The sequence below is a fragment of the Flavobacterium sp. GW821-FHT12A05 genome (genome assembly GCF_058807735.1).
Map to the genome: position 1 here is coordinate 16,650 of NZ_JBXAQY010000004.1, position 22,896 is coordinate 39,545.

A 22,896-nucleotide genomic window follows, 5' to 3' on the forward strand; every position below is an offset into this window, starting at 1 on the left:
TCGGCTTTTTTTATGCACTGTAATTTTTAAAAAGAAATTAAAAATCTAAATTTCAAAGCTGACTATTTTGTATTTGGCATAATGATTGTCTATTTTTATGGCCTGTCTTGTAAACTAAACACTTATTAGAAACTATAGCTTTTAAGGAACGATTTGCAGATAGTATAAAACTTTTAATGACAAAACGACTTATATATTATTATGTCAAATCATAAAATACTCACTATTGACAATCTGTCACTTCAAGAATTTGATTCGGAAGCAGAATTAATTCCATTATTAACTCCGGAGGACGAAGAGGAAATGAACAATGAAGAACTTCCTATTTCTCTGCCAATTTTGCCTTTAAGAAATACGGTTTTATTTCCGGGAGTTGTAATTCCAATTTCTGCGGGAAGAGATAAATCAATCAAATTAATTAATGATGCCAATGCCGGCGGAAAAATTATTGGTGTAGTTTCTCAAATTAATGAAGAAGATGAAGATCCGTCAAAAGATGACATTCATAAAATAGGTACTGTAGCACGTATTTTGCGTGTTTTAAAGATGCCTGACGGAAATGTAACCGTTATTTTACAAGGAAAAAAACGTTTTGAAATAGACGAAGTAGTTTCAGAAGACCCTTATATGACAGCCACTATCAAAGAGGTATCAGAAGAGCGTCCAGATGAAAACGATACTGAATTTACGGCTATTTTAGATTCTGTTAAAGAATTGGCTATTCAAATCATTAAAGAAAGTCCAAACATTCCATCTGAAGCAACTTTTGCTATTAAAAACATTGAAAGTCAATCGTTTTTAATCAATTTTGTTTCTTCAAACATGAATTTATCTGTAAAAGAAAAACAAGGACTTTTATCGATAAATGGTTTAAAAGACCGCGCTTTAGAAACGTTACGTTATATGAATGTTGAACTTCAAAAATTAGAATTGAAGAATGACATTCAGTCAAAAGTACGTTTTGATTTAGATCAGCAGCAAAGAGAATATTTTCTTCACCAGCAAATGAAAACCATTCAGGAAGAATTGGGAGGCGTTTCGCAGGAAGAAGAAATGGACGAAATGGGATTGAAAGCGAAAACTAAAAAATGGGACGAAAAAACGCAGAAACATTTCGAGAAAGAATTATCTAAAATGCGTCGTATGAATCCGCAGTCACCAGATTTTGGAATTCAGCGTAACTATTTAGAGTTATTTTTAGAATTGCCTTGGGGCGAATATTCTAAGGATAAATTCGATTTAAAACATGCTCAAAAAATATTAGATAAAGATCATTTTGGTCTTGATGAAGTAAAGAAAAGAATGATTGAACATTTGGCAGTTTTAAAATTGCGAAATGACATGAAATCTCCTATTATATGTTTAACAGGACCTCCGGGAGTTGGTAAAACTTCAATTGGTCGTTCTGTTGCCGAGGCTTTGGGGCGCGAATATGTGCGTATTTCATTAGGTGGTTTGCGTGATGAAGCAGAAATTCGCGGACACAGAAAAACGTATATTGGAGCTATGCCGGGAAGAATCATTCAAAGTTTAAAGAAAGCAGGAACCTCAAATCCGGTTTTTATTTTAGATGAGATTGATAAATTGTCAAACGGAAACAGCGGCGATCCTTCTTCTGCTTTGTTAGAGGTTTTAGATCCGGAGCAAAACAATGCTTTTTATGATAACTTCCTTGAAATGGGGTACGATTTATCTAAAGTAATGTTTATTGCGACTTCAAATAATATGGCAGCAATTCAGCCTGCTTTACGTGACAGAATGGAAGTAATCAAGATGTCAGGTTATACTATTGAAGAAAAAGTAGAAATTGCAAAAAGACATTTGTTTCCAAAACAATTAGAAGCACACGGATTAACATCTAAAGACCTGACAATTGGTAAAAAACAATTAGAAAAAATTGTTGAAGGATATACAAGAGAATCCGGAGTTCGTAATTTAGAAACTAAAATAGCTCAGGTTATTCGTAATGCTGCAAAAGCCGTTGCGATGGAAGAGGAGTACAATAAAAAAGTAACTGACGAAGATATCGTAAAAGTTCTGGGAGTTCCGAGATTAGAGCGTGATAAATACGAAAATAACGATGTAGCCGGAGTTGTAACAGGTTTAGCCTGGACAAGTGTTGGCGGCGATATTTTATTTATCGAATCGTTAATTTCTGAAGGAAAAGGAGCGTTGACGATTACCGGAAACCTTGGAAATGTAATGAAAGAATCGGCTACGATTGCTCTTGAGTACATTAAAGCCAATGCTAAGAAACTAGGATTAGGTATCGAATTGTTTCAAAAATACAACATTCACCTGCACGTACCGGAAGGAGCTACTCCAAAAGACGGACCAAGTGCCGGTATTGCAATGCTTACTTCTTTAGTTTCTTTATTGACACAAAAGAAAGTAAAGAAAAGTCTTGCTATGACAGGAGAGATTACTTTACGTGGGAAAGTTTTACCTGTTGGCGGGATTAAGGAAAAAATTCTGGCTGCAAAAAGAGCAGGAATAAAAGAAATCATTTTATGTCACGAAAACAAAAGTGATATTGATGAAATTAAACCTGAATACTTAGAAGGACTTTCTTTTCATTATGTAAAAGAAATGAGTGAAGTTTTAGCTCTGGCTTTGACGGATCAAAATGTAAAAAATGCTAAAACATTGAAATAAACTTAAGGTTTAAATTCCAATTTTTTAAAATCCAAATTCCAAGTTTCAAACTTTTATAAAGGTTTGGGATTTGGAATTTTTTATTGGAATTTATTTAAAATTTAATTTTATTTTTGGTGTTATATAATTTTATCTTTGTATTTGCGTTATTCCCATATAGGATTCGCCCCAAAAGCATGTTGAAACGATTCGTTTTACTTTTAATGATACTAATTTGTTCGGTTTCCTTCGGGCAAGTTGGCGGGCGCTACACCTATCAATTTCTAAATTTAACAACATCTCCGCGTCAGGCAGCATTGGGCGGAAAAACGATTACGATTTATGATGAAGATGTTAACCAGGCCATGTCTAACCCAGCAGCTTTAAACGGAGATATGGATAACCATTTAGCCTTGAATTATGGAAATTATTACGGAGAAGCTTCTTACGGAACGGCTTCGTACGCTTATACTTACGATCGTCACGTACAAACTTTTTATGCCGGAGTTAATTATGTAAACTACGGATCTTTTGAAGGTTACGATGAGAACGGTCAGAAAACATCAGATTTTACAGGGAGTGAAGGCGCATTATCATTGGGATATGCATACAATGTTCCTTTTACAGATTTACATATTGGGGCAAATGCCAAGCTAATAACTTCGACTTTAGAAAGTTATAATTCAATTGGCGGTGCAATTGATGTGGGAATTATGTATCAAATTGAAAAAAATAATGTAAATTTGGCTCTGGTATTTCGAAATATTGGTACGCAGTTTACTACGTATTCAGGAATAAAAGAAAATTTGCCCTTTGAAATCACTGCTGGAGCTTCGCAAGAACTGGAACATATTCCGCTTCGCTGGCATCTTACTTTAGAGAATTTGCAGCAATGGAATATTTCTTTTTCGAACCCCGTTCGCGGAGAAACCAATATTGATGGATCAACAAGTAGTGAAAAAGTTTCGTTTGTTAATAACGCTTTGAGACATGTTATATTTGGCGTGGAGCTTTTCCCGCAAAGAGCATTCAATCTGCATTTAGGATATAATTTTAGGAGAGGGGAAGAGTTACGAGTTGAAGAAAAACGTAATTTTTCAGGAATTTCATTAGGATTTGGATTAAAGATGAATAAATTAAAATTTAACTATTCTTATTCCAGATACACATTGGCAGCAAATACAAGTCTTTTTGGTCTAATTTTAAATTTACAGTAATTTATATGAAATTAATCAGCTTATTTTTGGTTATGACTGTAGGGTTTTTTACGGGTTCAAAACACTACTTCGAAGAAGAAACCATTACCACTGTAGAGATGGAAAGAATCAACAGCAGGTTGGGCGACATTAGAAACATGATTAATATCGATCACAAATACAATCAAAAGATTGCATTTTTAGTTGATATGAAAGTACCTTCAGGTAAAAATCGTTTTTTTGTTTACGATTTAGAAAAAAATGAAATTATAGATCAAGGTCTTGTGGCGCACGGATCCGGTTCTGAAACCGGAATTAAAGGAATGCTTAAATTTAGCAATGAGCCTAATTCTAAATGTACTTCTCTTGGCAGATATGTAATAGGCAAAACCTACAAAGGAATTTTTGGAAAAGCATACAGATTAGCTGGTTTAGAAGAAACCAATAACAATGCTTTAAAAAGAGCTATTGTGCTGCACTGTTATTCTGCAGTCCCTGCCGAAGAACAGGATTACTATATTAGCCACAGTCAAGGCTGTCCAATGGTAAGCGAACAATTTTTTAAAAGAATAGAGAAGATAATTGATAGTTCTAAGTCGAACATCATCTTAGATATATATTATTAATATTTCATTCGGAACAATTCGGGAATATTAAAAATTTCAAACCTTTTATGGTCAAAAAGCAATCTTGTTTTTAGATTATAAAAGGTTTTTTTCTGCCAAAAATTTTATGAAAAAAACAGCCTTTATTTTACTTTTTATTCTAATAGCTTTTATTGCCTATAAAGCCATTTGGAGAACAGAAAGTGTCAATCATGAAACTATTTCCCGAATCGATTCTCAAGCTGATAAGGTAAAAAAGGTAATTAAAAACGATTCCAGGTTCAATAAGGATATTGCTTTTTTGGTAGATATGAAAATTCCTTCCGGAAAAAACAGGTTCTTTATTTATGATTTAAAGAATAATAAAATTATTGATAAAGGGATAGTTGCACATGGTTCAGGATCAGAAACAGGTGTTAAAGGAAAACTTAAATTCAGTAATGTACCAAACTCGCTAAGTACTTCGTTAGGTAATTATTACATTGGTAATTCGTATTATGGGAAATTCGGAAAAGCCTATAGAATGTATGGTTTAGATGAAACAAACAGTAATGCGTTTAAACGAGATATTGTCTTTCATTACTATTATGATGTTCCATATGAGGAGAAAGATGGTTACATTTGCAACAGCTTTGGCTGCCCAATGGTCAGCAAAAGGTATTTTGAAAAAATAGCTAAAATAATAGACAATTCGAAATCGAATATTTTGTTGAGCATTTATTATTAAGGTTTGAAGAATAAAAATTAAAAAATAAGAAATTGAAAAAAATTACTATTGCTATCGACGGATTTTCATCAACAGGAAAAAGCACTTTGGCAAAACAACTGGCAAAAGAACTGGAATATGTATATGTTGATACTGGCGCAATGTATCGTGCAGTAACTTATTTTGCTATGCAGCATGACTTTATAGGAGCTGACTTTTTTAATAAAGAAGTTTTGATTGAAGCTTTGCCTAAAATTCAATTAGAATTTAAATTTAATGCTGATTTGGGTTTTGCCGAGATGTACTTAAATAATGAAAATGTCGAAAAACAAATTAGAACAATTGAGGTTTCTAACTTTGTGAGTAAAGTAGCCGAAGTTTCTGAAGTGCGTGCAAAATTAGTGGAACAGCAGCAGGAAATGGGAAAGAATAAAGCAATAGTGATGGATGGGCGAGACATTGGAACCGTAGTTTTCCCCAATGCCGAACTTAAAATATTCATGACAGCCAGTCCGGAAACCCGTGCACAAAGACGTTTTGACGAATTACAGCAAAAAGGGGATAATGTTTCTTATGAAGATGTTTTAAAAAATGTTGTCGAAAGAGATTATATCGACACACACCGCGAAGATTCTCCTTTGGTAATTGCAGATGATGCTGTCGAGATCGATAATTCGTACTTAAATAGAGAGGAACAATTTGCTGCTGTTTTAGAATTGGTAAATGATGTTGTTAAAATAGATTAATTTTTTGTAGATATTATTTTTAATGGTAGTTTTACCGCTTCATTTTTACTAAAAAGACAATTTCATTATATGGGAATTAAAAACAGGTTAATCGTGATGAGCTTTCTTCAGTTTTTTGTTTGGGGAGCTTGGCTTATTACAATTGGAAATTATTGGTTTGGAACCAAAAATTGGGAAGGAACACAATTTGGTTTAGTATTTGGAACCATGGGAATTGCTTCTTTATTTATGCCTACATTAACCGGAATTATTGCCGATAGATGGGTAAACGCTGAAAAGCTTTATGGAATTTTGCATATTCTTTATGCGGCCGTTTTATTTGGAATTGCGCATGTTACTACTCCGGATAATTTTATTTATGTTATGCTTTTGGCAATGTGCTGTTATATGCCAACAATTGCTTTAAGTAATTCGATATCCTATACTTCGTTAAAATTAAACAATAAAAATATCGTTAAGGATTTCCCGCCAATTCGTGTTTGGGGGACAATTGGTTTTATTGTTGCGATGTGGATTACCAATTTAACCGGAAGTAAAGCAACAGAATATCAGTTTTATATTGCTGGAGCCGGCGCTTTAATTTTAGGTATTTATGCCTTTACATTACCAAAATGTGAACCGCAGCGTTTAATTAAAGAAAAAGCTTCGTGGGTAGAAACTTTTGGTTTAGAAGCTTTTAAATTATTTGGTAATTACAAAATGGCTTTGTTTTTTGTTTTCTCTATGTTTTTGGGAGGAGCGCTTCAGTTAACAAATGCTTATGGTGATGTTTTCTTAGATGAATTCAAACATTTTCCAAAATATGCTGATTCTTTTGTAATTCAGTATTCTACTATTATTATGTCAATTTCTCAGGTTTCTGAAACTTTGTTTATTTTGGCAATTCCGTTTTTCTTAAGACGTTTTGGTATCAAACAAGTAATGCTTATTAGTATGCTGGCTTGGGTATTGCGTTTTGGATTATTTGCTTTTGGAGATCCTGTAAATGGTCTTTGGATGATTATTATGTCTTGTATTGTTTACGGAATGGCATTTGACTTCTTTAATATTTCAGGTTCATTATTCGTAGAAAGTAATACCGATTCTAAGATACGTTCATCAGCACAAGGATTATTTATGATGATGACAAACGGAGTAGGAGCAGTTTTAGGAAGTTTAACTTCTGGATGGGCAATTGATCGTTTCTTTACTAAATCTTTTAATTCTACTACAGAATTGGCAAGTTTTTTGCAAACTGATGCTTCTAATGAAAAAATGGCCGAGTTTGTAAAAAGCCAGGGGAATTCAATTTCTGCTGATGGTGTTTTTACAAATCCTATTTTAATGAAAGACTGGCATACCATCTGGCTTTCGTTTGCAATTTATGCTTTGGTTATTGCAATTGCGTTTGCTGTGTTGTTTAAACATAAACATGATCCTAAGGATTTAGAAGGCTTGAATCATTAAGATATAAAAGTTTTACATAACACAAACCCGACAGTTTTTAAAAACCTGTCGGGTTTGTTGTTTTAAAGTTTACCTAATAAAGCAATTAAATCTTCAACTTGTTTTTTTTGCTGTGCATATTTTTGCTGCAGTTCAGATCCTTCGCCCATTCGGTTGTAATATTCTAAACCTTTATTAGCAAAGAATTTTTTGTGAAAATTAGAAATTTCAGGAACTTGCGGAAAAAGTTTGTTGAAGTTCATTTCGTAATAGGCTTGCCATTCGCGTTCGTTTTTGTCTATAACATACGGCTTTACTGTTTTCTGATTCACGTGAACCATTTCGTGTACAATAAGAATAAGCATCAATTCAAGCGGAAATTCGAATGTGTTTTCGGGAATACGGATAATTTGCGGTTCGCCAAAGTCGCCCTCGGTAGTCATTAATATAAAGTCGGGTTTGGCTTTTTCTCTAAATTCAAATCCTTTTAAGTTTTTGTTTTTGAGATTGTACTTTTTTAAAAGCCAATAAACGGCATTAATAACCTGTCCGTTTTTGTGAAACGTTTCTATTTTTTGTTTTATATCTTCGAATGCTATGGTCATAATGTAAAAATAGGGAATTAAAACTTTTTCTATTATTGCTTTGATTTTTAATTGAAACTTATGTTATAAATTCGCTTTGTTAGTTTGAGGAATGTAGAAATATAAATATTAAAATATTTATGAGAGATTTGAAGTTGTTTTTTCTGATTTTTTCGTTGCTTACTTTTGGTAGTATTTATGCTCACAAAGATAGAGGTGAGTACCCAAAAAGCATTAAATTTATTTTTGTCGATAAAGAGGTTCTGGTCTTAAGTTATGATGATTATAAATTAAAAAATATATGTGATGAAATAATTTCTGGGAAAAGGAAATTGACTGAAGTATATGTGACTTACAAAACGGGCGAAGTAATAAACGCTAAATTTAATGATGAAAATTGGACTTCAATTAGTATACTATATAAAAATAAAAGAGTATTTGTTGAAAAAAGCATCTTGAAGAAAATTAAAGAAATTCACTTTTCAACACTTACTTTATCTTGGTCATCAGATTATGATAGAGCTTTCTCTTCATCTTATTTTACAATAAGTTTTGATATGGGATCTGAACGTTTTTATGATAAGTTTCCTAATGTACAATTGTTTTTTAAAAAGCAAGTATTTTCAAATGCTGAAGTTTGGAAACAAATTAGTAAGGATGGTAAACAAGGGAGTAAATTATAATATTTTTATTGAGAAGATATTAAATAGCAAACCCGACAGGTTTTAAAAATGTGTCGGGTTTGCCGTAAAACGTTTTAAAAAACTTAAAAAGTTCTAATCTAGCCCCGATAGAGCGGTTATCCTTTTATGCTGGTGTTCGGCATAAAAGATAAGAGCGAAAGCGGGAGGGAAGGTCTTATAAAACAAGAATAGTTCTGCTTCTGAATAATGGATTGATAATCATTTGAAAATATTTTGTAAGTACAAATATTTGTAGTAATTTTGCAGACCTTTTGGCAAAGAAGAGTTTCCTTTAGGTATCAACCATTTATGTAAAACAACTTCTGTATTTTCTACTGCTTTATGAAACTCGAGAAAAACAGAATACAAATTTTTTATCAGCATGTCTGAACAATTAAAATCACAAGAAGAGTTTTTAGCAAATTTTAACTGGCATAACTTCCAAGAAGGAATTGATGCAGTTGATGAGAAAAACTTACAAGAGTTTGAAGAACTAGTATCAAAAACTTTCATCGCTACAGATCAAGAAGAAGTAGTTGAAGGAGTTGTTGTTAGAATTACAGATAGAGACGTTATCGTTGATATCAATGCTAAATCTGAAGGTGTTATTTCTTTAAACGAATTCCGTTACAACCCAAACTTAAAAGTAGGTGACAAAGTAGAAGTATTAATCGACATCCGTGAGGACAAAACAGGTCAATTAGTATTATCTCACAGAAAAGCACGTACTATCAAATCTTGGGATAGAGTTATTGCAGCTAATGAAACTGGAGAAATCGTTAACGGTTTTGTTAAATGTAGAACTAAAGGAGGTATGATCGTTGACGTATTCGGTATCGAGGCGTTCTTACCAGGATCTCAAATTGACGTTAAGCCAATTAGAGACTACGATGTATATGTAAACAAAATGATGGAATTCAAAGTGGTAAAAATTAACCACGAATTCAAAAACGTTGTTGTATCTCACAAAGCTCTTATCGAGGCTGATATTGAAGTACAGAAAAAAGAAATCATCGGTCAATTACAAAAAGGACAAGTATTAGAAGGTGTTGTTAAAAACATTACTTCTTATGGTGTGTTCATTGACTTAGGTGGTGTTGACGGATTAATTCACATTACTGACCTTTCTTGGAGCAGAATCAATCACCCAAGTGAAGTTCTTGAATTAGACCAAAAATTAAACGTTGTAATCCTTGATTTCGATGATGAGAAAACAAGAATTCAATTAGGATTGAAACAATTAAATGCTCACCCATGGGATGCTTTAGATGCTAATTTAACAATTGGTGATAAAGTTAAAGGTAAAGTAGTTGTAATCGCTGATTACGGTGCATTTATCGAAGTTGCAGAAGGTGTTGAAGGTTTAATCCACGTTTCTGAAATGTCATGGTCAACTCATTTACGTTCTGCACAAGATTTCGTAAAAGTTGGAGATGTTGTTGAAGCTGTTATCTTAACTTTAGATAGAGATGACCGTAAGATGTCATTAGGTATCAAACAATTAACTCAAGATCCATGGACTGATATTACTTCTAAATACCCAGTAGGTTCTAAACATACAGGTATCGTTAGAAACTTTACAAACTTTGGTATTTTCGTAGAATTAGAAGAAGGAATTGATGGATTAATCTACATTTCTGACCTTTCTTGGACTAAGAAAATCAAACACCCATCTGAATTTGTAAATGTTGGTGAAAAACTTGATGTAGTTGTATTAGAATTAGATGTTGAAGGACGTAAATTATCTTTAGGTCACAAACAAACTACTGCTAATCCTTGGGATCAATACGAAGATTCTTTCGCTGTAGGAACTATCCACAATGGTGAAATTTCTGAAATCGTTGACAAAGGAGCTACTGTAGAATTCGGAGATGATATCGTTGCTTTCATTCCTACTCGTCACCTTGAAAAAGAAGACGGAAAGAAATTGAAAAAAGGTGATACTGCTGATTTCAAAGTAATCGAATTTAACAAAGAATTCAAAAGAGTAGTTGCTTCTCACACTGCTATCTTCCGTGAAGAAGAAGAGAAAAACGTGAAAGCTGCAACTGAAAATACTTCATCTAACTCTACTACTAATGCACCAGCTGCAACTTTAGGAGATAACAATGATGTATTAGCTGCATTAAAAGCTAAAATGGAAAAAACTGAGAAAAAATAATTCTTAGTAGAGACGCACAGCAGTGCGTCTTTACATCCATATAAAGGTCCCACAGCAATGTGGGACTTTTTTTTGCTTTACACTTTTTGTTTTAAGATATTTTAACAAATAAAGTTGTGTTATTCTGTTAAAAAGTTATTTTTGTATGAAAATATCACATATGAAGAAACTTTACTTTTTAGTTACAGCTTTATGCTTTTTTAACGGTTTGAGTGCGCAGGTTATTAATTTTCCTGATGCAGTTTTAAAAAATATTTTGATTTCTACAAATTGTGTCGACAAAGATAATGATGGTATAGCCGATAGCGATGCTGATACAAATAATGATAATGAGATTGATTATAATGAAGCTAGTGTAATTAACAATCTATATTTGGATGGAAATATTAGCTCTTTAGAAGGTTTTGATTCTAATATTTTTTCAGGATTGAAAAACTTGAGTATTAAAAATACTTCTTTAAATAAAATAAGCCTTTCCTATTTTGGTTCATTAAAGATTTTAAAAATAAATAATAATTCACAATTAAAATCTCTGCTTTTAACTTATCTGACTTCTTTGTCAACTCTTGATTGCTCTAATAATCAATTGAATTATATTAAAAGAGATTATACCAATAATATCGCTAACGTTAATTGTAGTTATAATAATTTGACTACACTATATTTTTCAGACACAAACGCATTAACTAATTTAAACTGTTCAAATAATAACATTTCAACTTTATTTTTAAATCGTCTATATAACGTTTTTAGTTCTCTAGAGTTTAATAATAATTTAAATTTAAACTCTATTTGTGCATATCAAAGTGATATTTCATTAATTCAAAATAAATTAGCAGAATATGGAATTTCTAATGTTACAGTAGTAAATTCTTGCGCTTTACCTCCATGTGCAGCAGGAACCATCTGTTTTGATGATGAAAATTTTAAAAATTCTATTTTAAATAATACAACTATTGATTTAAACTTTGATGGTGAAATTCAATTTTCTGAAGCATTACAAGTAACTAAAATGAACATAACTTCAAATGTGAAGTCAATTAATACAATTAAGTATTTTACCAACTTAAAAAGTTTAACTATTGTTAGCACTCAAATTGGAGGAACAGTAGATTTAACTAGTTTGGTTAATTTAGAAGATTTGACTGTACAATGGAACAGTATTTTTTCGACATTAAAAATTGACAATTTAGCTAACTTACAGACTTTAAATATTAATAATAATGATAATTTGTCCAGTTTGTATGCAAATGGACTTACAAATCTTAGCAGTGTTAAATGTAATATTAATCGATACTTATCTGTTTTTCAAATGAAAAACGCCTCTAGTTTAGTAAATATAGATTGTTCAAATAATGCTATTACATCTTTAGATTTATCAAACGGTACAAACATAAAATCCATTAAATGCAGTAATAATAATATAACTTATTTAAACACTGGATCTACAACAAATTTAATTGATTTAAATTTTTCCGGAAATAAAATTACCTCTTTTACTTTTTTACCATTTGTAAATTTGCAAACGCTTAATTTTTCTGCAAATCCAATATCAATTTTTGATTTAACAGGGCTAAATAATTTGCAAAAACTTGAATGCCAAAGTGCAAAGCTTTCAAAATTAGATGTTTCTTATTTACCTAATTTAAAAGAATTAAATTGTGGATATAATAATATTTTAACTGATATTTTTATTAAAAATAATAATCCTAATCAGGATTTGATAAAATTAGACATAAGTGGAAATTTAAATCTTAAACATATTTGTGCAGATATTATAGATTTTAATGTTATTCAAAAAAGTATAGATTTAAGTGGTTTAAATAATGTTTTATTAGATTCTAGTTGTAGCTGTGTAGGTGCTTGCAGTGATGCAATTATTAATTTCCCAGATCCAATTTTTAAAGCAAAATTATTATCTGCAACTAATCAAAATTATGTGGCAAGGAATTTATCTGGTTCTTATTTTAAAATTGATGCAAATAATGATAAAGAAATACAAATAAGCGAAGCGTTTAATGTTTATTCTTTGACTTTAAATGAAAGCAACATTTCTTCTTTGCTTGGAATTGAGTATTTTGTAAATGTGGGAGTATTAGATTGTTATCTTAATAAGATTAAATCGCTTAATGTTAGTAATTTATCCAAATTAGCTTATTTTCAATGCCACCTCAATGGTTTAACTTCATTAAATATAAGTGGTTTAACAAAAATTCAAGAGCTTAGTTGTTCTTCAAATAATTTAACATCTTTGGATCTTAGCAATTTAACCGAACTAACGCATCTTAACTGCTCAGCAAACCAATTGTCATCATTAATAATAAAAAATGGAATAAATGAAGATAGACTTTATCTCACTCCCAATCCTAATTTAAAATATATTTGTGCTGACGAATCTCAAATTCCAGCTATACAGGCACAACTTTTAGCAGCAAATATTAAAGATTGTAATGTCAATTCGTATTGTACATTTAAACCAGGAGGTAAGTTTTATGCAATTAAAGGGAATAATAGATTAGATTTAAATAATAATGGATGCGACAATGGAGATATTAAATTTCAAAATATGAAAGTTAATATTGTAAATCAAACTATAACAAACAGTTCTGCATCTGATGAAAATGGTGATTACAATTATTATGTTAAATCGGGATCTTATGATGTTACCCCAATACTAGAAAACCCAGCGTATTTTAATGTTTATCCAACAACAGTTAAAGTTACTTTTCCAACAGAATCCAGTCCATTTACTCAAGATTTTTGTATTACTGCAAACGGTGTTCATCCAGATTTAGAAGTTGTTTTATTACCATTAGAACCTGCGAGACCGGGTTTTAATGCTACATATAAAATTATTTACAAAAATAAAGGAAATACTACGCAATCTGGTTCAGTAAATTTAAGTTTTGATGATGCTGTCTTAGATTTCGTTACAGCAAAACCTATACCGGTGACTAATTCCTTTAATAATTTATCTTGGAATTTTGTTAATTTATTGCCATATGAAACTCGCGAAATTAAATTTACTGTAAATGCAAATTCTCCAATAGAAAAACCAGCATTAAATATTGGGGATATATTAAAATTTAAAACAACAATAGCAGGCGCTGTAACAGACGAAACTCCACTTGATAATACATTTGTTTTAAACCAAACTGTTGTTGGTTCTTATGATCCAAACGATAAAACCTGCTTAGAAGGAACAGTTGTTACACCAAGTTTAATTGGTGAATATGTACATTACATGATCCGCTTTGAGAATACAGGAACCTATGCTGCACAAAACATCGTTGTAAAAGACATGATTGATTTATCTAAATTTGATATTTCAAGTTTAATTCCAACCAGTTCAAGCCATTCCTTTGTAATTAAAATATCAGAAACTAACAAAGTAGAGTTTATTTTTGAGGGCATCAATCTTCCTTTTGATGATGCAAATAATGATGGTTATATTGCTTTTAAAATCAAAACAAAATCTACGTTGCAAGTTGGAGATACATTTACTAATGAAGCCAATATTTACTTCGATTACAATTTTCCAATCTTAACCAATAAAGCAGCTTCAACATTTACAACACTGGGAACCAAAGATTTTGAGTTTTCTAATTATGTTACTTTATATCCAAATCCGGCGAATAATGTATTGAATATCAATTCTAGGGAAAGTATAGAAATACAGTCAATAGCAATTTATGATATTTTAGGACAATTGGTTATTGCGGTTCCAAATGCAAAAGCCGTTTCAAATATCGATGTTTCGAAATTGAATCCGGGTAATTACTTTATAAAAGTAAAATCAGATAAAGGAAGTTCAAGTATGAAGTTTCTCAAAAATTAAAATACTTTTTTAAAGCAAAAAGCCCCGCAATTATTGCGGGGCTTTTGTTTGACTGAAGTAGAAGACTTTTTAAATTTAAGGAGCTATTCCTGCTCTCCGCTGTATCTTTTCCTGGCTAAAGAAGCCAGAAAAAGGATGCCGCTTCGATCAGGGCTAGGGCCATCGTTTTTAAAAGATCTTTTATTTCATTGCTAATAAATTTGATTCTTCTGGAGTATATTGTGGTACAATTGCATAAGTTTCAATTCCTATAATTGCCATTTCATCTAAAATATCAACTAGATTTTTAAAATTCGATTTTTTGCTTGGTTTTATGATTACAATTGGGCCATATTTGGTTTTCCCAATTGACGCTGCATATTCCAGAATTTTTTTCCTTTGATTAAAAAGTTCCTGGCGAATTCCATTTTTACCATAATCTAATTTCTTAGGTTTTTCTGTTGGAGCAAACAAAAGACCAGAATAAGTAATTATCTTGTCATTTTCATCTAATAAAACAGTAATTGTACGATTATCTGCCCCTAAACCACATTGTATAACGTGTCCCCATTTCTCATCACAATATCTCTCAGGCAGACTCAAATCTATAACTTTAGGCTTTGATAACTCTCCAACAAGCATAAAAAATATAATCAGCAAAAACGAAACGCTGACCATTGCGGTTAAATCAACTCGTGAATTTAACTTTTTACTTCTGATTTTTTTAGGCAGATTTTCCATAGAAGATGATTTTTTTTACTAAAGTTAACAATAAAATTAACATATCAACAAAGTCAAATTTAAAAATAATTAAAAATAATTAAAAATAATTAAAAATAATTAAAAATAATTTTAAGTATTAAGTCCTTGTTTTACAGTCTTATTTGAAGATTTTTTAATGTTTATTAACCTTTTTTGAAAATTTAATAAAACCAAAACAAATATATCCCCGTAAATGAGCTTATAACTTAAAACATTTATTATGAAAACTAGAAATTTTTTAGCAACAGCAATTTTAGCTTTGACATTCGGATTTACTTCTTACGCTCAGAAATCAGTTATGGTTGGTGGAGCAGCCATGTATCCAAATAAAAATATTATTGAAAATGCCGTAAATTCAAAAGATCACACAACACTTGTTGCAGCTGTAAAAGCGGCGGGATTAGTTGAAACGTTGCAAGGTCCTGGACCATTTACAGTTTTTGCCCCAACAAATGCTGCTTTTGATAAATTACCAAAAGGTACTGTTGAGTCATTACTAAAACCTGAAAACAAAAAAATGCTTCAAACGATCTTAACCTATCATGTGGTTGCAGGTAAAATGAATGCGTCTGACATTGCAAAAGCAATAAAAGCAGGAAAAGGGAAAGCTACTCTAAAAACAGTTAGCGGCGGCACTCTTACAGCTTGGATGAAAGGAAAAGATTTATACATTACTGATGAAAATGGTAATAAATCTAAGGTAACGATCGCAGATGTTAACCAGTCAAATGGTGTGATTCATGTTGTGGATGCTGTTTTGTTACCAAAAAAATAATTAAGATCTCCAAAAACAGAATGCCTACAATGAAGAAGCCTTGCTGAAGATGCGAGGCTTTTTTTATTTCTTAGCGGTTAAAGTACTTCCAGCCGAAGCGATTACAACACATATTACAGCCAAAACTTCATATAAACTAAGATTCTCTTGCAGAAATATAAAAGCACAAACAGAAGCTGCTGCAGGCTCTAAACTCATTAAAATGCTAAAGGTGCGAGGAGGAAGCTGACCCAGCGCTTTCATTTCTAACGTAAACGGAATCGCACTTGATAAAAGCGCCAACGCAACACCCATTCCGAATAGTTTTGGAGTTAAATTAGTAAGTCCGTTTTCGAAAAACCCGAATGGAAGGATCAAGATTGCAGCAAATAACATTCCGGTTGATACGGCCTGACCTCCGTTCATTATTTTGGATATTTTGCCACCCAAAACAATATAAGCAGCCCATAAAGCACCAGCCAAAAGAGCAAATATAACTCCCAGAATATCCAAGCGGTCATTTGTCCACGGCGCGATTAAAATAATTCCCAATGCTGCAAGTAAAACCCAGCAATAATCAATTAAACGCTTTGATCCAATAATGGCAACCAGTAGCGGGCCTATAAATTCTAAAGTAACGGCTAAACCAATATGAATTCTTTCGATAGCCAGATAAAAAATTAAATTCATTGCTCCTAAAGCCATTCCGTATGGAATTACAATTTTCCATTGGTCTGCTGTGATAGCTCTTAAATTGGGTCTGTAGGCTAATAATAAAATGAGTGCCGAAACACCAATACGCATTGATGCTGTTCCTGCTGCTCCAATTGCAGGGAAAAGTGTTTTAGCTATTGCAGCACCGCATTGTACACTTATTATAGCTAATAATACTGCTGGAACAGGAGGGAGGTTGATTTCTTTGTTTTTCATAAAAATAATATTGCAGAAAATAAAAGAATATCTTCTGCTGTATCAAACAAAATGTACTTTAATTGATTATCCTAAAGCGCGTTTAGTAACATAAGCACGATAACCAATGATTGCCATTTGCCATTTTTTTGCTTTCGAAATGTCTAAGCCTTGTTTCGTAAAACTTGGCAGAAGAATTTTATTTAGTTTGGCTAAAATTTTATACATGGCAGATTTGTTTTTTCAAAGATATAAAAAAAGACTTTGCGAGTGGCAAAGTCTTTTCTGATGTCGATTGTGTAGTAATAAAGAAAACTATTTGGTGTTTTTATCTAAGATTTCCTAGATTCTTTTTCCATTCTCTTCATGTCTTTTTCATGTTCTTTTATGTCTTTGGCATGTTGTTTCATGTCTTTGGCATGCTGCTTCATATCTATTTCATGCTGTCTCATGTCGATTTCATGTTGTTTCATGTCATTTTCATATTCCTTCATGCTGTTTTCATATTCTTTTGAATCTTTGCCAAATTTAAGTTCAATATTTTGACCGAATTTTTCCATATCAATATTGAATTTTTGCATTGCAACCTGATACTTTTCCATTTCTTTTTCAAAAATGGCTTCTCTTTGAGACATAATAGCATCAACTTGTTTTCCGTAAGCTTCAAATTCCGGTTCCATAGCTTTCATTTTCTTTTCAAACTCAGCCATATCTTTTTCGAATTTGCCCCACGCCGCTTTATCGTTTATGTCTTTTGGAGCCTTAGGCGCTTTTGGCATTTTAGCCATAGCGGGTGCCGGAGGTAATGGTCCTGCTGGAAAAGGAGGAGCAACCGGTGGTGCAGGAGGAGCAGGAACAACATCATCGTTATCGTCATCATCTGAGCCATTATAGTTTTTTATTGCAACATCTCTTTTAATTACAATAGGGTGTTCAACTTGGTCAGCAGCAACTAATGTAACGCTTTTAGAACCATTATCATCTATATTAATTACAACAGAACAGTCTTTTAAAGCTTCAGTGCTGTTCATATCAATAATTTGTACTTTACCGTTTTCTTTTACAACCTTGATTGTAATGCTTGTAAGTTCGTTATTCTTGTTTCTTTTAACATTCGAAATTTCAAGATCAATATTATGCTCCGCTTTCAGTTTTGCAGTTAATTCTTTAAGTTCTTGATCTGTAGTCGATTTTGTGATTTTTAAAACCTCTGTTCCTTGAGTTTTAGAAATAAAAGCGGTTTTCCCTTTATGGATTTTCTTTTCTTGCGAAATGGTTTTAATCTGAAATGACAATACAAATAATGCAAGAGCTGGCAGCACGGCATAGTATTTCCAGTAATTCCATTTTTTTGATTGATTTTTGTTTAACATGACAATTCGTTTTTTGATTAATGATTGATAAAAATGATTGGTGATTGCAACACAAGTTTCATGTGTTGTGATTTTTAAAAGCGTGTATTGATACACTTTTTTGTCTGATATTTTTTTAGCAGCTTCACTATCGGCGATGAACTCCAGATTTTGAAGAATTGCTTTTTTATACAGCCAGATTAACGGATTGAACCAGAATAAAATACAGAAGATCCTTGAAACAATTACATCAATAGTATGATATTGATCACTGTGCACTTTTTCGTGTTCTAAAATGCTTTCTAACTCTTTCTCGCTGAACATTGATGAGTTGTACACGATATAATCGAAATAAGAAAATGGCGCAATGTTTTCGTTTACATCTACAAATTTGAAATCAGCCTGCTGTTCTACTTTTTTTCCTTTTAAAACAGAATTTAAACTGTAAAAATCGATTCCGAATTTTATCATAAAAGCAGCAAAACCAATAGCATAAACACCAAGAGAAACCAAGTACCAGTTTATTTCAAAAGATTCTTCGGGCGCTGTAACATGCTGACTGTAATTTGGCACATAATGATAATTTGCGACAGGACTATAATCAACTGGAGCGGGTATAGGATCAATCCAGACTACCTTGGTATAAACAACCAAAGGCAGTATAATTGAGGTCGCCAGACCCGCCAGTAAAAACCATCTGCTGCTATTGAAGAACGTTTCTTTTCGCAGTAAAAAAAAGTAAGCAAAATAAAACAAAGCAATTAAGCTGCTTGATTTAACAATAAAAATGAAAAGTGCTTCCATAACCATTATTTCTCTTCTTTTGGATTTTCGATCATAGCCAGGATTTCGCGTAATTCGGCCGCAGAGATTTTTTCCTCTTTGGCAAAAAACGAAACCATGTTTTTATAAGAGCTGTTGAAATAATTATCAATTGCCGTATGCATATACTTTTTGCTGTAAGCTTCCTGCGTTACAGCCGGATAGTATTGATGTGTGTTTCCAAAAGCGTTATGCGAGACAAAACCTTTTTCTTCCAAATTTCTAACAATTGTAGAAAGTGTGTTATAATGCGGCTGGTCTTCAGTGATTTCTGCCTGAATTTCTTTTACGAATGCTTTTTTAAGCCTCCATAAAATGTGCATTATCTCTTCTTCTTTATTGGTTAGTTTTTGCATTTTTTTGGTTTTTTGAGTTAAATGTGAAGTCGTTTACTTGCGAGTTTCGATTTCAATAACACCTTTTTCTCCACGTTCACCATATTTAGTAAGTGCATCAGCTCCTTTATAAATATTTACACTTTTAATGTCTTTAGGATCAATATCTTCAACATCAAATGAACTTGGCATTTCAGTACCATCAACAATTATAAGCTGAGATCCTGCTTTTACTTTAGTTTTACTTGATTTTAAGATTGTAACGCCATTTTTAGTAACTGTTTTATCGTCGGTGCTTACCGTTACAGAAGTGCTAATATTTGTGTCACTATTAGTATTAGTTTTTGTACTAACGTTAGAATTAGTGTTGTCATCGTTATTTACTTTATTTTTTAGTTTAGTGCTGGTTACGATTTTTGTATTCTTTTCTTTTTTAGTATTATTTTTTTCGTCAGAAGTCTGGATACCAATTTTCTTAGTGCCATCTTTTTCTGTTGTAACAATTACGCCAAAATCTTTAATAGCCTTATCGCTTGCAGTTTGAATAGATTGTGCTTGTTGTTTTCCGTTTTTAATATCAATTTTGATTGATGTTAAAACGTTATCAGAATTTCTTTTTACATCAGAGATTTCGAAATCAATATTATGCTCTTTTTTCAAGCTTTCTTTGATTTTATTTAACTCTGCATCTGTAGAGTTTTTATTGATTTTGTAAACATGTACAGATTCAATTTCTCCAGAATTTACTTTTACTTTTGTTACCTGCTGTTTCTCTTTTGCAATAACTTCAACTTGAAATAATAATACAAACGCCGCTAGTACCGGAACTACAACACAATACTTTACTAAATTTCTCTTTTTTGATTGATTTTTGTTTAACATAATAATTCGTTTTTTGATTAATGATTGATAAAAATGATTAGTAATGGCAACACAGCTTTCATGTGTTGTTATTTTTAAAAGCGTGTATTGATACGCTTTTTTGTCGGATAATTTTTTGGCGGCTTCTTTATCTGCAATAAATTCTAAGTTTTGAGCAATCGCTTTTTTATAAAGCCAGACAATCGGATTGAACCAAAAAAGCATACAAAAAGCACGAGAAATTAATACATCAATTGTATGGTTCTGGTCGCTGTGTACTTTTTCATGCTCTATAATATTTTCTAATTCCGTTTCAGTAAACATCGATGAATTGTATACGATATATTCGAAATAGGAGAAAGGAGCAATGTTTTCGTTTATATCAATAAACTTAAAATCGGCTTGCTGGTGAATCTTTTTACCTTTTAAAATGGAATTTAGATTATAATAATCCATTGCAAATTTTATCAGAAGAACCAAAAGTCCAATAGAATAAACAAAAAGAGTTACATATATCCAGTTGATTTCTAATAGATTATTTTCTGTGTTTTGATTAAGAACGACATTTGGTAAATCTAAGTTTGTAACAGGATCAGGATTTACCCAGATTACTTTGGTATACACTACAAGCGGCAATACAACCGAAGTAATTAAACCTGTTAATAAGAACCATCGATTACTAGTAAAGAAGGTTTCTTTTCGAAGTAAAAAATAATAAGCACAATAAAATAAAAGAATTAAACCGGTCGATTTTGCGATATAAATAAAAAGTGCTTCCATAACTATTATTTTTCTTCTTTAGGATTCTCGATCATGTCCAGGATTTCGCGTAATTCAGCCGCAGAGATTTTTTCCTCTTTGGCAAAAAACGAAACCATATTTTTATAAGAGCTGTTGAAATAATTATCAATGGCCGTTTTCATGTATTTTTTGCTGTAGGCTTCAAGAGTTACAATTGGATAATATTGATGTGTATTTCCAAATGCATTGTGCGCTGCAAAACCTTTTTCTTCCAGATTGCGAACAATAGTCGAAAGTGTATTATAATGCGGCTGGTCTTCAGTAATTTCTGCCTGAATTTCTTTTACGAATGCTTTTTTAAGTTTCCATAAAATCTGCATTATCTCTTCTTCTTTGTTGGTTAACTTTTGCATGTTTTCTAATTTTAATTCAAACCTACAACTATTTTTTTAGTTACGCAACTATAAAAATAGTTATTTAACTAAATTTTTAGTTTTTAGGTAAGTTTACAGCATAGAAAATCGATTCAGAATCAAAGTTAATGATTTGAATTATAATGTTTTATATAAAAAAAAGAGTTTTATTTAATTTTTTCCTGAAGCAAGGCTTTTTTAATCCACACACAGCAGAGTGTAGCAAAGATTCCGATACTGGCCATAAACAACCAGTTGATTTGATAACCAAAATCAGAGATAATTTCGAAACCAACTTTTGAGCTTACAATATGAGCCAGACTAAAACTCATGGTATATAAAGCCATATAACGACCTTCCTGGCCGCGTGGCGCACGACTCAGCGCAAAAGCATTCGAAAAAGGGAATGTCAGGATTTCGCCAATCGAAATACAAATCATAGCAATGACAAGTATTCCTGCCCAAATATTAATTAATAATAAAAGGAAACTCGTTGCCATAACAAGTGATCCTAGTATAATGATTCTGATTTTAGGAAATGCTTTTCGTTCCATAAAACCAACGGTTGGCATTTCTAAAGCAAAAATCAAAAGCCCATTTAAAGTCATTAAAAGCCCAGTTTGTAATTCACTTAATCCGTATTTCTCATTATGATATAAAGGTAAAGTGGTAAATAACTGGAAAAAAATCATAGCCGTAATAAAACTCACGAACAAGAAAACCCAGAATATTTTATCATGAAATACTGATTTTGTATCAGATGCACTTTCTGATTTATCGTCATGTTCGACTTTTTTCTTCTCCTTAACCAAAAGTGCGAAGATAGAAATCGAAAGAATGCAGGAAGCACCATCAACCCAAAATAAACCTGAATAGCCAATTCCCATAATAATTATACCGCCAAGAGCAGGGCCTGCAGCAAAACCTAAATTTACAGCAAGACGAACAAGGGTTAAGGCGCGTGTTCTGTTTTCGGGTTTAGCATAAGCGCCTAGAGACACAAACATCGCGGGACGAAACATATCGGCAATGGTCATTAAAACAAACATACCAATACATAATCCCCAAAAAGTGGTGATATATTGCACCAAAAACATGGAGATTCCAGTAGTAAACAAGCTGAAAATCATGATTTTGTAGAATCCTATTTTATCAGAAAGTTTGCCGCCCAGCCAAGAACCCAGCATAGAGCCCAAACCAAATGCAACCATGATCCATCCAACCTGGTTATAAGTAAACTGAAGATCTTCTTTTAAATATTTAGATAAAAAAGGCAGTACCATAGTACCTGCTCTGTTTATAAAAGTAATTAAAGTAAGTATCCAAATCTCTCTTGTAAATCCTTTAAAATTGTTAATGTAGTGGTGAAAAGCGGTTTTGAGCATTATAA

Annotated in this window: 19 protein-coding genes; 10 read left to right on the forward strand and 9 right to left on the reverse strand. The window is 32.1% G+C overall.

All coding sequences use genetic code 11. The features are described from left to right. Positions 1–201 precede the first annotated feature (201 nt). The 6 genes from lon to AC1RRQ_RS09740 all read left to right on the forward strand — a co-directional run bounded on the left by lon (position 202) and on the right by AC1RRQ_RS09740 (position 7,333). Positions 202–2,655, forward strand: a complete 2,454-nt coding sequence (gene lon, locus AC1RRQ_RS09715) for an endopeptidase La (RefSeq protein WP_493022826.1) — start codon at positions 202–204, stop codon at positions 2,653–2,655. Positions 2,656–2,831: 176 nt separating this feature from the next. After that, positions 2,832–3,851: a type IX secretion system protein PorQ gene (gene porQ / locus AC1RRQ_RS09720; RefSeq protein ID WP_493022827.1), complete on the forward strand. Its 1,020-nt coding sequence runs from the start codon at positions 2,832–2,834 to the stop codon at positions 3,849–3,851. Between the two features lie 5 nt (positions 3,852–3,856). Next, entirely contained in the window at positions 3,857–4,456 is a 600-nt protein-coding gene (locus AC1RRQ_RS09725; RefSeq protein ID WP_493022828.1) for a murein L,D-transpeptidase catalytic domain-containing protein, read from the forward strand. 106 nt (positions 4,457–4,562) lie between these two features. Next, a complete protein-coding gene (locus tag AC1RRQ_RS09730; protein WP_493022829.1) occupies positions 4,563–5,162 on the forward strand; it encodes a murein L,D-transpeptidase catalytic domain-containing protein in 600 nt (199 codons plus the stop codon). A 32-nt stretch (positions 5,163–5,194) separates the two neighbouring features. Further along, entirely contained in the window at positions 5,195–5,887 is a 693-nt protein-coding gene (gene cmk / locus AC1RRQ_RS09735) for a (d)CMP kinase (RefSeq protein ID WP_493022830.1), read from the forward strand. A gap of 69 nt (positions 5,888–5,956) precedes the next feature. Beyond that, positions 5,957–7,333, forward strand: a complete 1,377-nt coding sequence (locus tag AC1RRQ_RS09740; RefSeq protein ID WP_493022831.1) for a nucleoside permease — start codon at positions 5,957–5,959, stop codon at positions 7,331–7,333. A 62-nt stretch (positions 7,334–7,395) separates the two neighbouring features. Here AC1RRQ_RS09740 and AC1RRQ_RS09745 read toward each other — a convergent pair whose 3' ends face one another. Continuing rightward, positions 7,396–7,917 carry a hypothetical protein gene (locus tag AC1RRQ_RS09745; RefSeq protein ID WP_493022832.1) on the reverse strand — a complete coding sequence of 174 codons (522 nt, stop codon included), beginning with the start codon at positions 7,915–7,917 and terminating at the stop codon, positions 7,396–7,398. 119 nt (positions 7,918–8,036) lie between these two features. Between AC1RRQ_RS09745 and AC1RRQ_RS09750 the strand changes: the two genes are divergently transcribed. The 3 genes from AC1RRQ_RS09750 to AC1RRQ_RS09760 all read left to right on the forward strand — a co-directional run bounded on the left by AC1RRQ_RS09750 (position 8,037) and on the right by AC1RRQ_RS09760 (position 14,578). After that, on the forward strand, positions 8,037–8,579 hold the full coding sequence (locus tag AC1RRQ_RS09750; RefSeq protein WP_493022833.1) for a hypothetical protein: 543 nt from the start codon (positions 8,037–8,039) through the stop codon (positions 8,577–8,579). 382 nt (positions 8,580–8,961) lie between these two features. Beyond that, positions 8,962–10,740 (forward strand): 30S ribosomal protein S1, encoded by a 1,779-nt coding sequence (gene rpsA, locus AC1RRQ_RS09755; protein WP_068840655.1) that lies wholly within the window; start codon positions 8,962–8,964, stop codon positions 10,738–10,740. A 145-nt stretch (positions 10,741–10,885) separates the two neighbouring features. Then, positions 10,886–14,578, forward strand: a complete 3,693-nt coding sequence (locus AC1RRQ_RS09760; protein WP_493022834.1) for a DUF7619 domain-containing protein — start codon at positions 10,886–10,888, stop codon at positions 14,576–14,578. A gap of 180 nt (positions 14,579–14,758) precedes the next feature. Here AC1RRQ_RS09760 and AC1RRQ_RS09765 read toward each other — a convergent pair whose 3' ends face one another. Beyond that, the gene (locus tag AC1RRQ_RS09765; protein ID WP_493022835.1) at positions 14,759–15,298 is read right to left on the reverse strand and encodes an ExbD/TolR family protein; all 540 of its coding nucleotides are present in this window, start codon (positions 15,296–15,298) and stop codon (positions 14,759–14,761) included. A gap of 241 nt (positions 15,299–15,539) precedes the next feature. Here AC1RRQ_RS09765 and AC1RRQ_RS09770 point away from each other — a divergent pair, with 241 nt between their 5' ends. Next, positions 15,540–16,094 (forward strand): fasciclin domain-containing protein, encoded by a 555-nt coding sequence (locus AC1RRQ_RS09770; RefSeq protein WP_493022836.1) that lies wholly within the window; start codon positions 15,540–15,542, stop codon positions 16,092–16,094. A 63-nt stretch (positions 16,095–16,157) separates the two neighbouring features. Here the strand turns inward: AC1RRQ_RS09770 and AC1RRQ_RS09775 are convergent, their stop codons facing one another. The 7 genes from AC1RRQ_RS09775 to AC1RRQ_RS09805 form a co-directional block, all read right to left on the reverse strand. Further along, positions 16,158–17,003: an EamA family transporter gene (locus tag AC1RRQ_RS09775; protein ID WP_493022837.1), complete on the reverse strand. Its 846-nt coding sequence runs from the start codon at positions 17,001–17,003 to the stop codon at positions 16,158–16,160. Between the two features lie 66 nt (positions 17,004–17,069). Then, on the reverse strand, positions 17,070–17,210 hold the full coding sequence (locus AC1RRQ_RS09780; protein WP_056209078.1) for a hypothetical protein: 141 nt from the start codon (positions 17,208–17,210) through the stop codon (positions 17,070–17,072). A gap of 104 nt (positions 17,211–17,314) precedes the next feature. Continuing rightward, on the reverse strand, positions 17,315–19,138 hold the full coding sequence (locus AC1RRQ_RS09785; protein ID WP_493022838.1) for a M56 family metallopeptidase: 1,824 nt from the start codon (positions 19,136–19,138) through the stop codon (positions 17,315–17,317). Between the two features lie 5 nt (positions 19,139–19,143). After that, positions 19,144–19,512, reverse strand: a complete 369-nt coding sequence (locus AC1RRQ_RS09790; RefSeq protein WP_493022839.1) for a BlaI/MecI/CopY family transcriptional regulator — start codon at positions 19,510–19,512, stop codon at positions 19,144–19,146. A gap of 33 nt (positions 19,513–19,545) precedes the next feature. Continuing rightward, on the reverse strand, positions 19,546–21,132 hold the full coding sequence (locus tag AC1RRQ_RS09795; protein WP_493022840.1) for a M56 family metallopeptidase: 1,587 nt from the start codon (positions 21,130–21,132) through the stop codon (positions 19,546–19,548). Positions 21,133–21,137: 5 nt separating this feature from the next. Next, positions 21,138–21,506 (reverse strand): BlaI/MecI/CopY family transcriptional regulator, encoded by a 369-nt coding sequence (locus tag AC1RRQ_RS09800; RefSeq protein WP_493022841.1) that lies wholly within the window; start codon positions 21,504–21,506, stop codon positions 21,138–21,140. Between the two features lie 167 nt (positions 21,507–21,673). After that, entirely contained in the window at positions 21,674–22,891 is a 1,218-nt protein-coding gene (locus AC1RRQ_RS09805) for an MDR family MFS transporter (protein ID WP_493023339.1), read from the reverse strand. Between the last annotated feature and the right edge of the window lie 5 nt (positions 22,892–22,896).

Bases quoted from the DNA above. Each gene is read 5' to 3' on its own strand.
- porQ (WP_493022827.1), top strand. From the start codon at position 2,832: ATGTTGAAACGATTCGTTTTACTTTTAATGATACTAATTTGTTCGGTT.
- AC1RRQ_RS09765 (WP_493022835.1), bottom strand. From the start codon at position 15,298: ATGGAAAATCTGCCTAAAAAAATCAGAAGTAAAAAGTTAAATTCACGA.
- AC1RRQ_RS09740 (WP_493022831.1), top strand. From the start codon at position 5,957: ATGGGAATTAAAAACAGGTTAATCGTGATGAGCTTTCTTCAGTTTTTT.
- AC1RRQ_RS09790 (WP_493022839.1), bottom strand. From the start codon at position 19,512: ATGCAAAAACTAACCAATAAAGAAGAAGAGATAATGCACATTTTATGG.
- AC1RRQ_RS09745 (WP_493022832.1), bottom strand. From the start codon at position 7,917: ATGACCATAGCATTCGAAGATATAAAACAAAAAATAGAAACGTTTCAC.
- AC1RRQ_RS09785 (WP_493022838.1), bottom strand. From the start codon at position 19,138: ATGGAAGCACTTTTCATTTTTATTGTTAAATCAAGCAGCTTAATTGCT.
- AC1RRQ_RS09795 (WP_493022840.1), bottom strand. From the start codon at position 21,132: ATGGAAGCACTTTTTATTTATATCGCAAAATCGACCGGTTTAATTCTT.
- AC1RRQ_RS09780 (WP_056209078.1), bottom strand. From the start codon at position 17,210: ATGTATAAAATTTTAGCCAAACTAAATAAAATTCTTCTGCCAAGTTTT.
- AC1RRQ_RS09770 (WP_493022836.1), top strand. From the start codon at position 15,540: ATGAAAACTAGAAATTTTTTAGCAACAGCAATTTTAGCTTTGACATTC.
- AC1RRQ_RS09760 (WP_493022834.1), top strand. From the start codon at position 10,886: ATGAAAATATCACATATGAAGAAACTTTACTTTTTAGTTACAGCTTTA.
- lon (WP_493022826.1), top strand. From the start codon at position 202: ATGTCAAATCATAAAATACTCACTATTGACAATCTGTCACTTCAAGAA.
- AC1RRQ_RS09750 (WP_493022833.1), top strand. From the start codon at position 8,037: ATGAGAGATTTGAAGTTGTTTTTTCTGATTTTTTCGTTGCTTACTTTT.
- AC1RRQ_RS09730 (WP_493022829.1), top strand. From the start codon at position 4,563: ATGAAAAAAACAGCCTTTATTTTACTTTTTATTCTAATAGCTTTTATT.
- rpsA (WP_068840655.1), top strand. From the start codon at position 8,962: ATGTCTGAACAATTAAAATCACAAGAAGAGTTTTTAGCAAATTTTAAC.
- AC1RRQ_RS09775 (WP_493022837.1), bottom strand. From the start codon at position 17,003: ATGAAAAACAAAGAAATCAACCTCCCTCCTGTTCCAGCAGTATTATTA.
- AC1RRQ_RS09805 (WP_493023339.1), bottom strand. From the start codon at position 22,891: ATGCTCAAAACCGCTTTTCACCACTACATTAACAATTTTAAAGGATTT.
- AC1RRQ_RS09800 (WP_493022841.1), bottom strand. From the start codon at position 21,506: ATGCAAAAGTTAACCAACAAAGAAGAAGAGATAATGCAGATTTTATGG.
- AC1RRQ_RS09725 (WP_493022828.1), top strand. From the start codon at position 3,857: ATGAAATTAATCAGCTTATTTTTGGTTATGACTGTAGGGTTTTTTACG.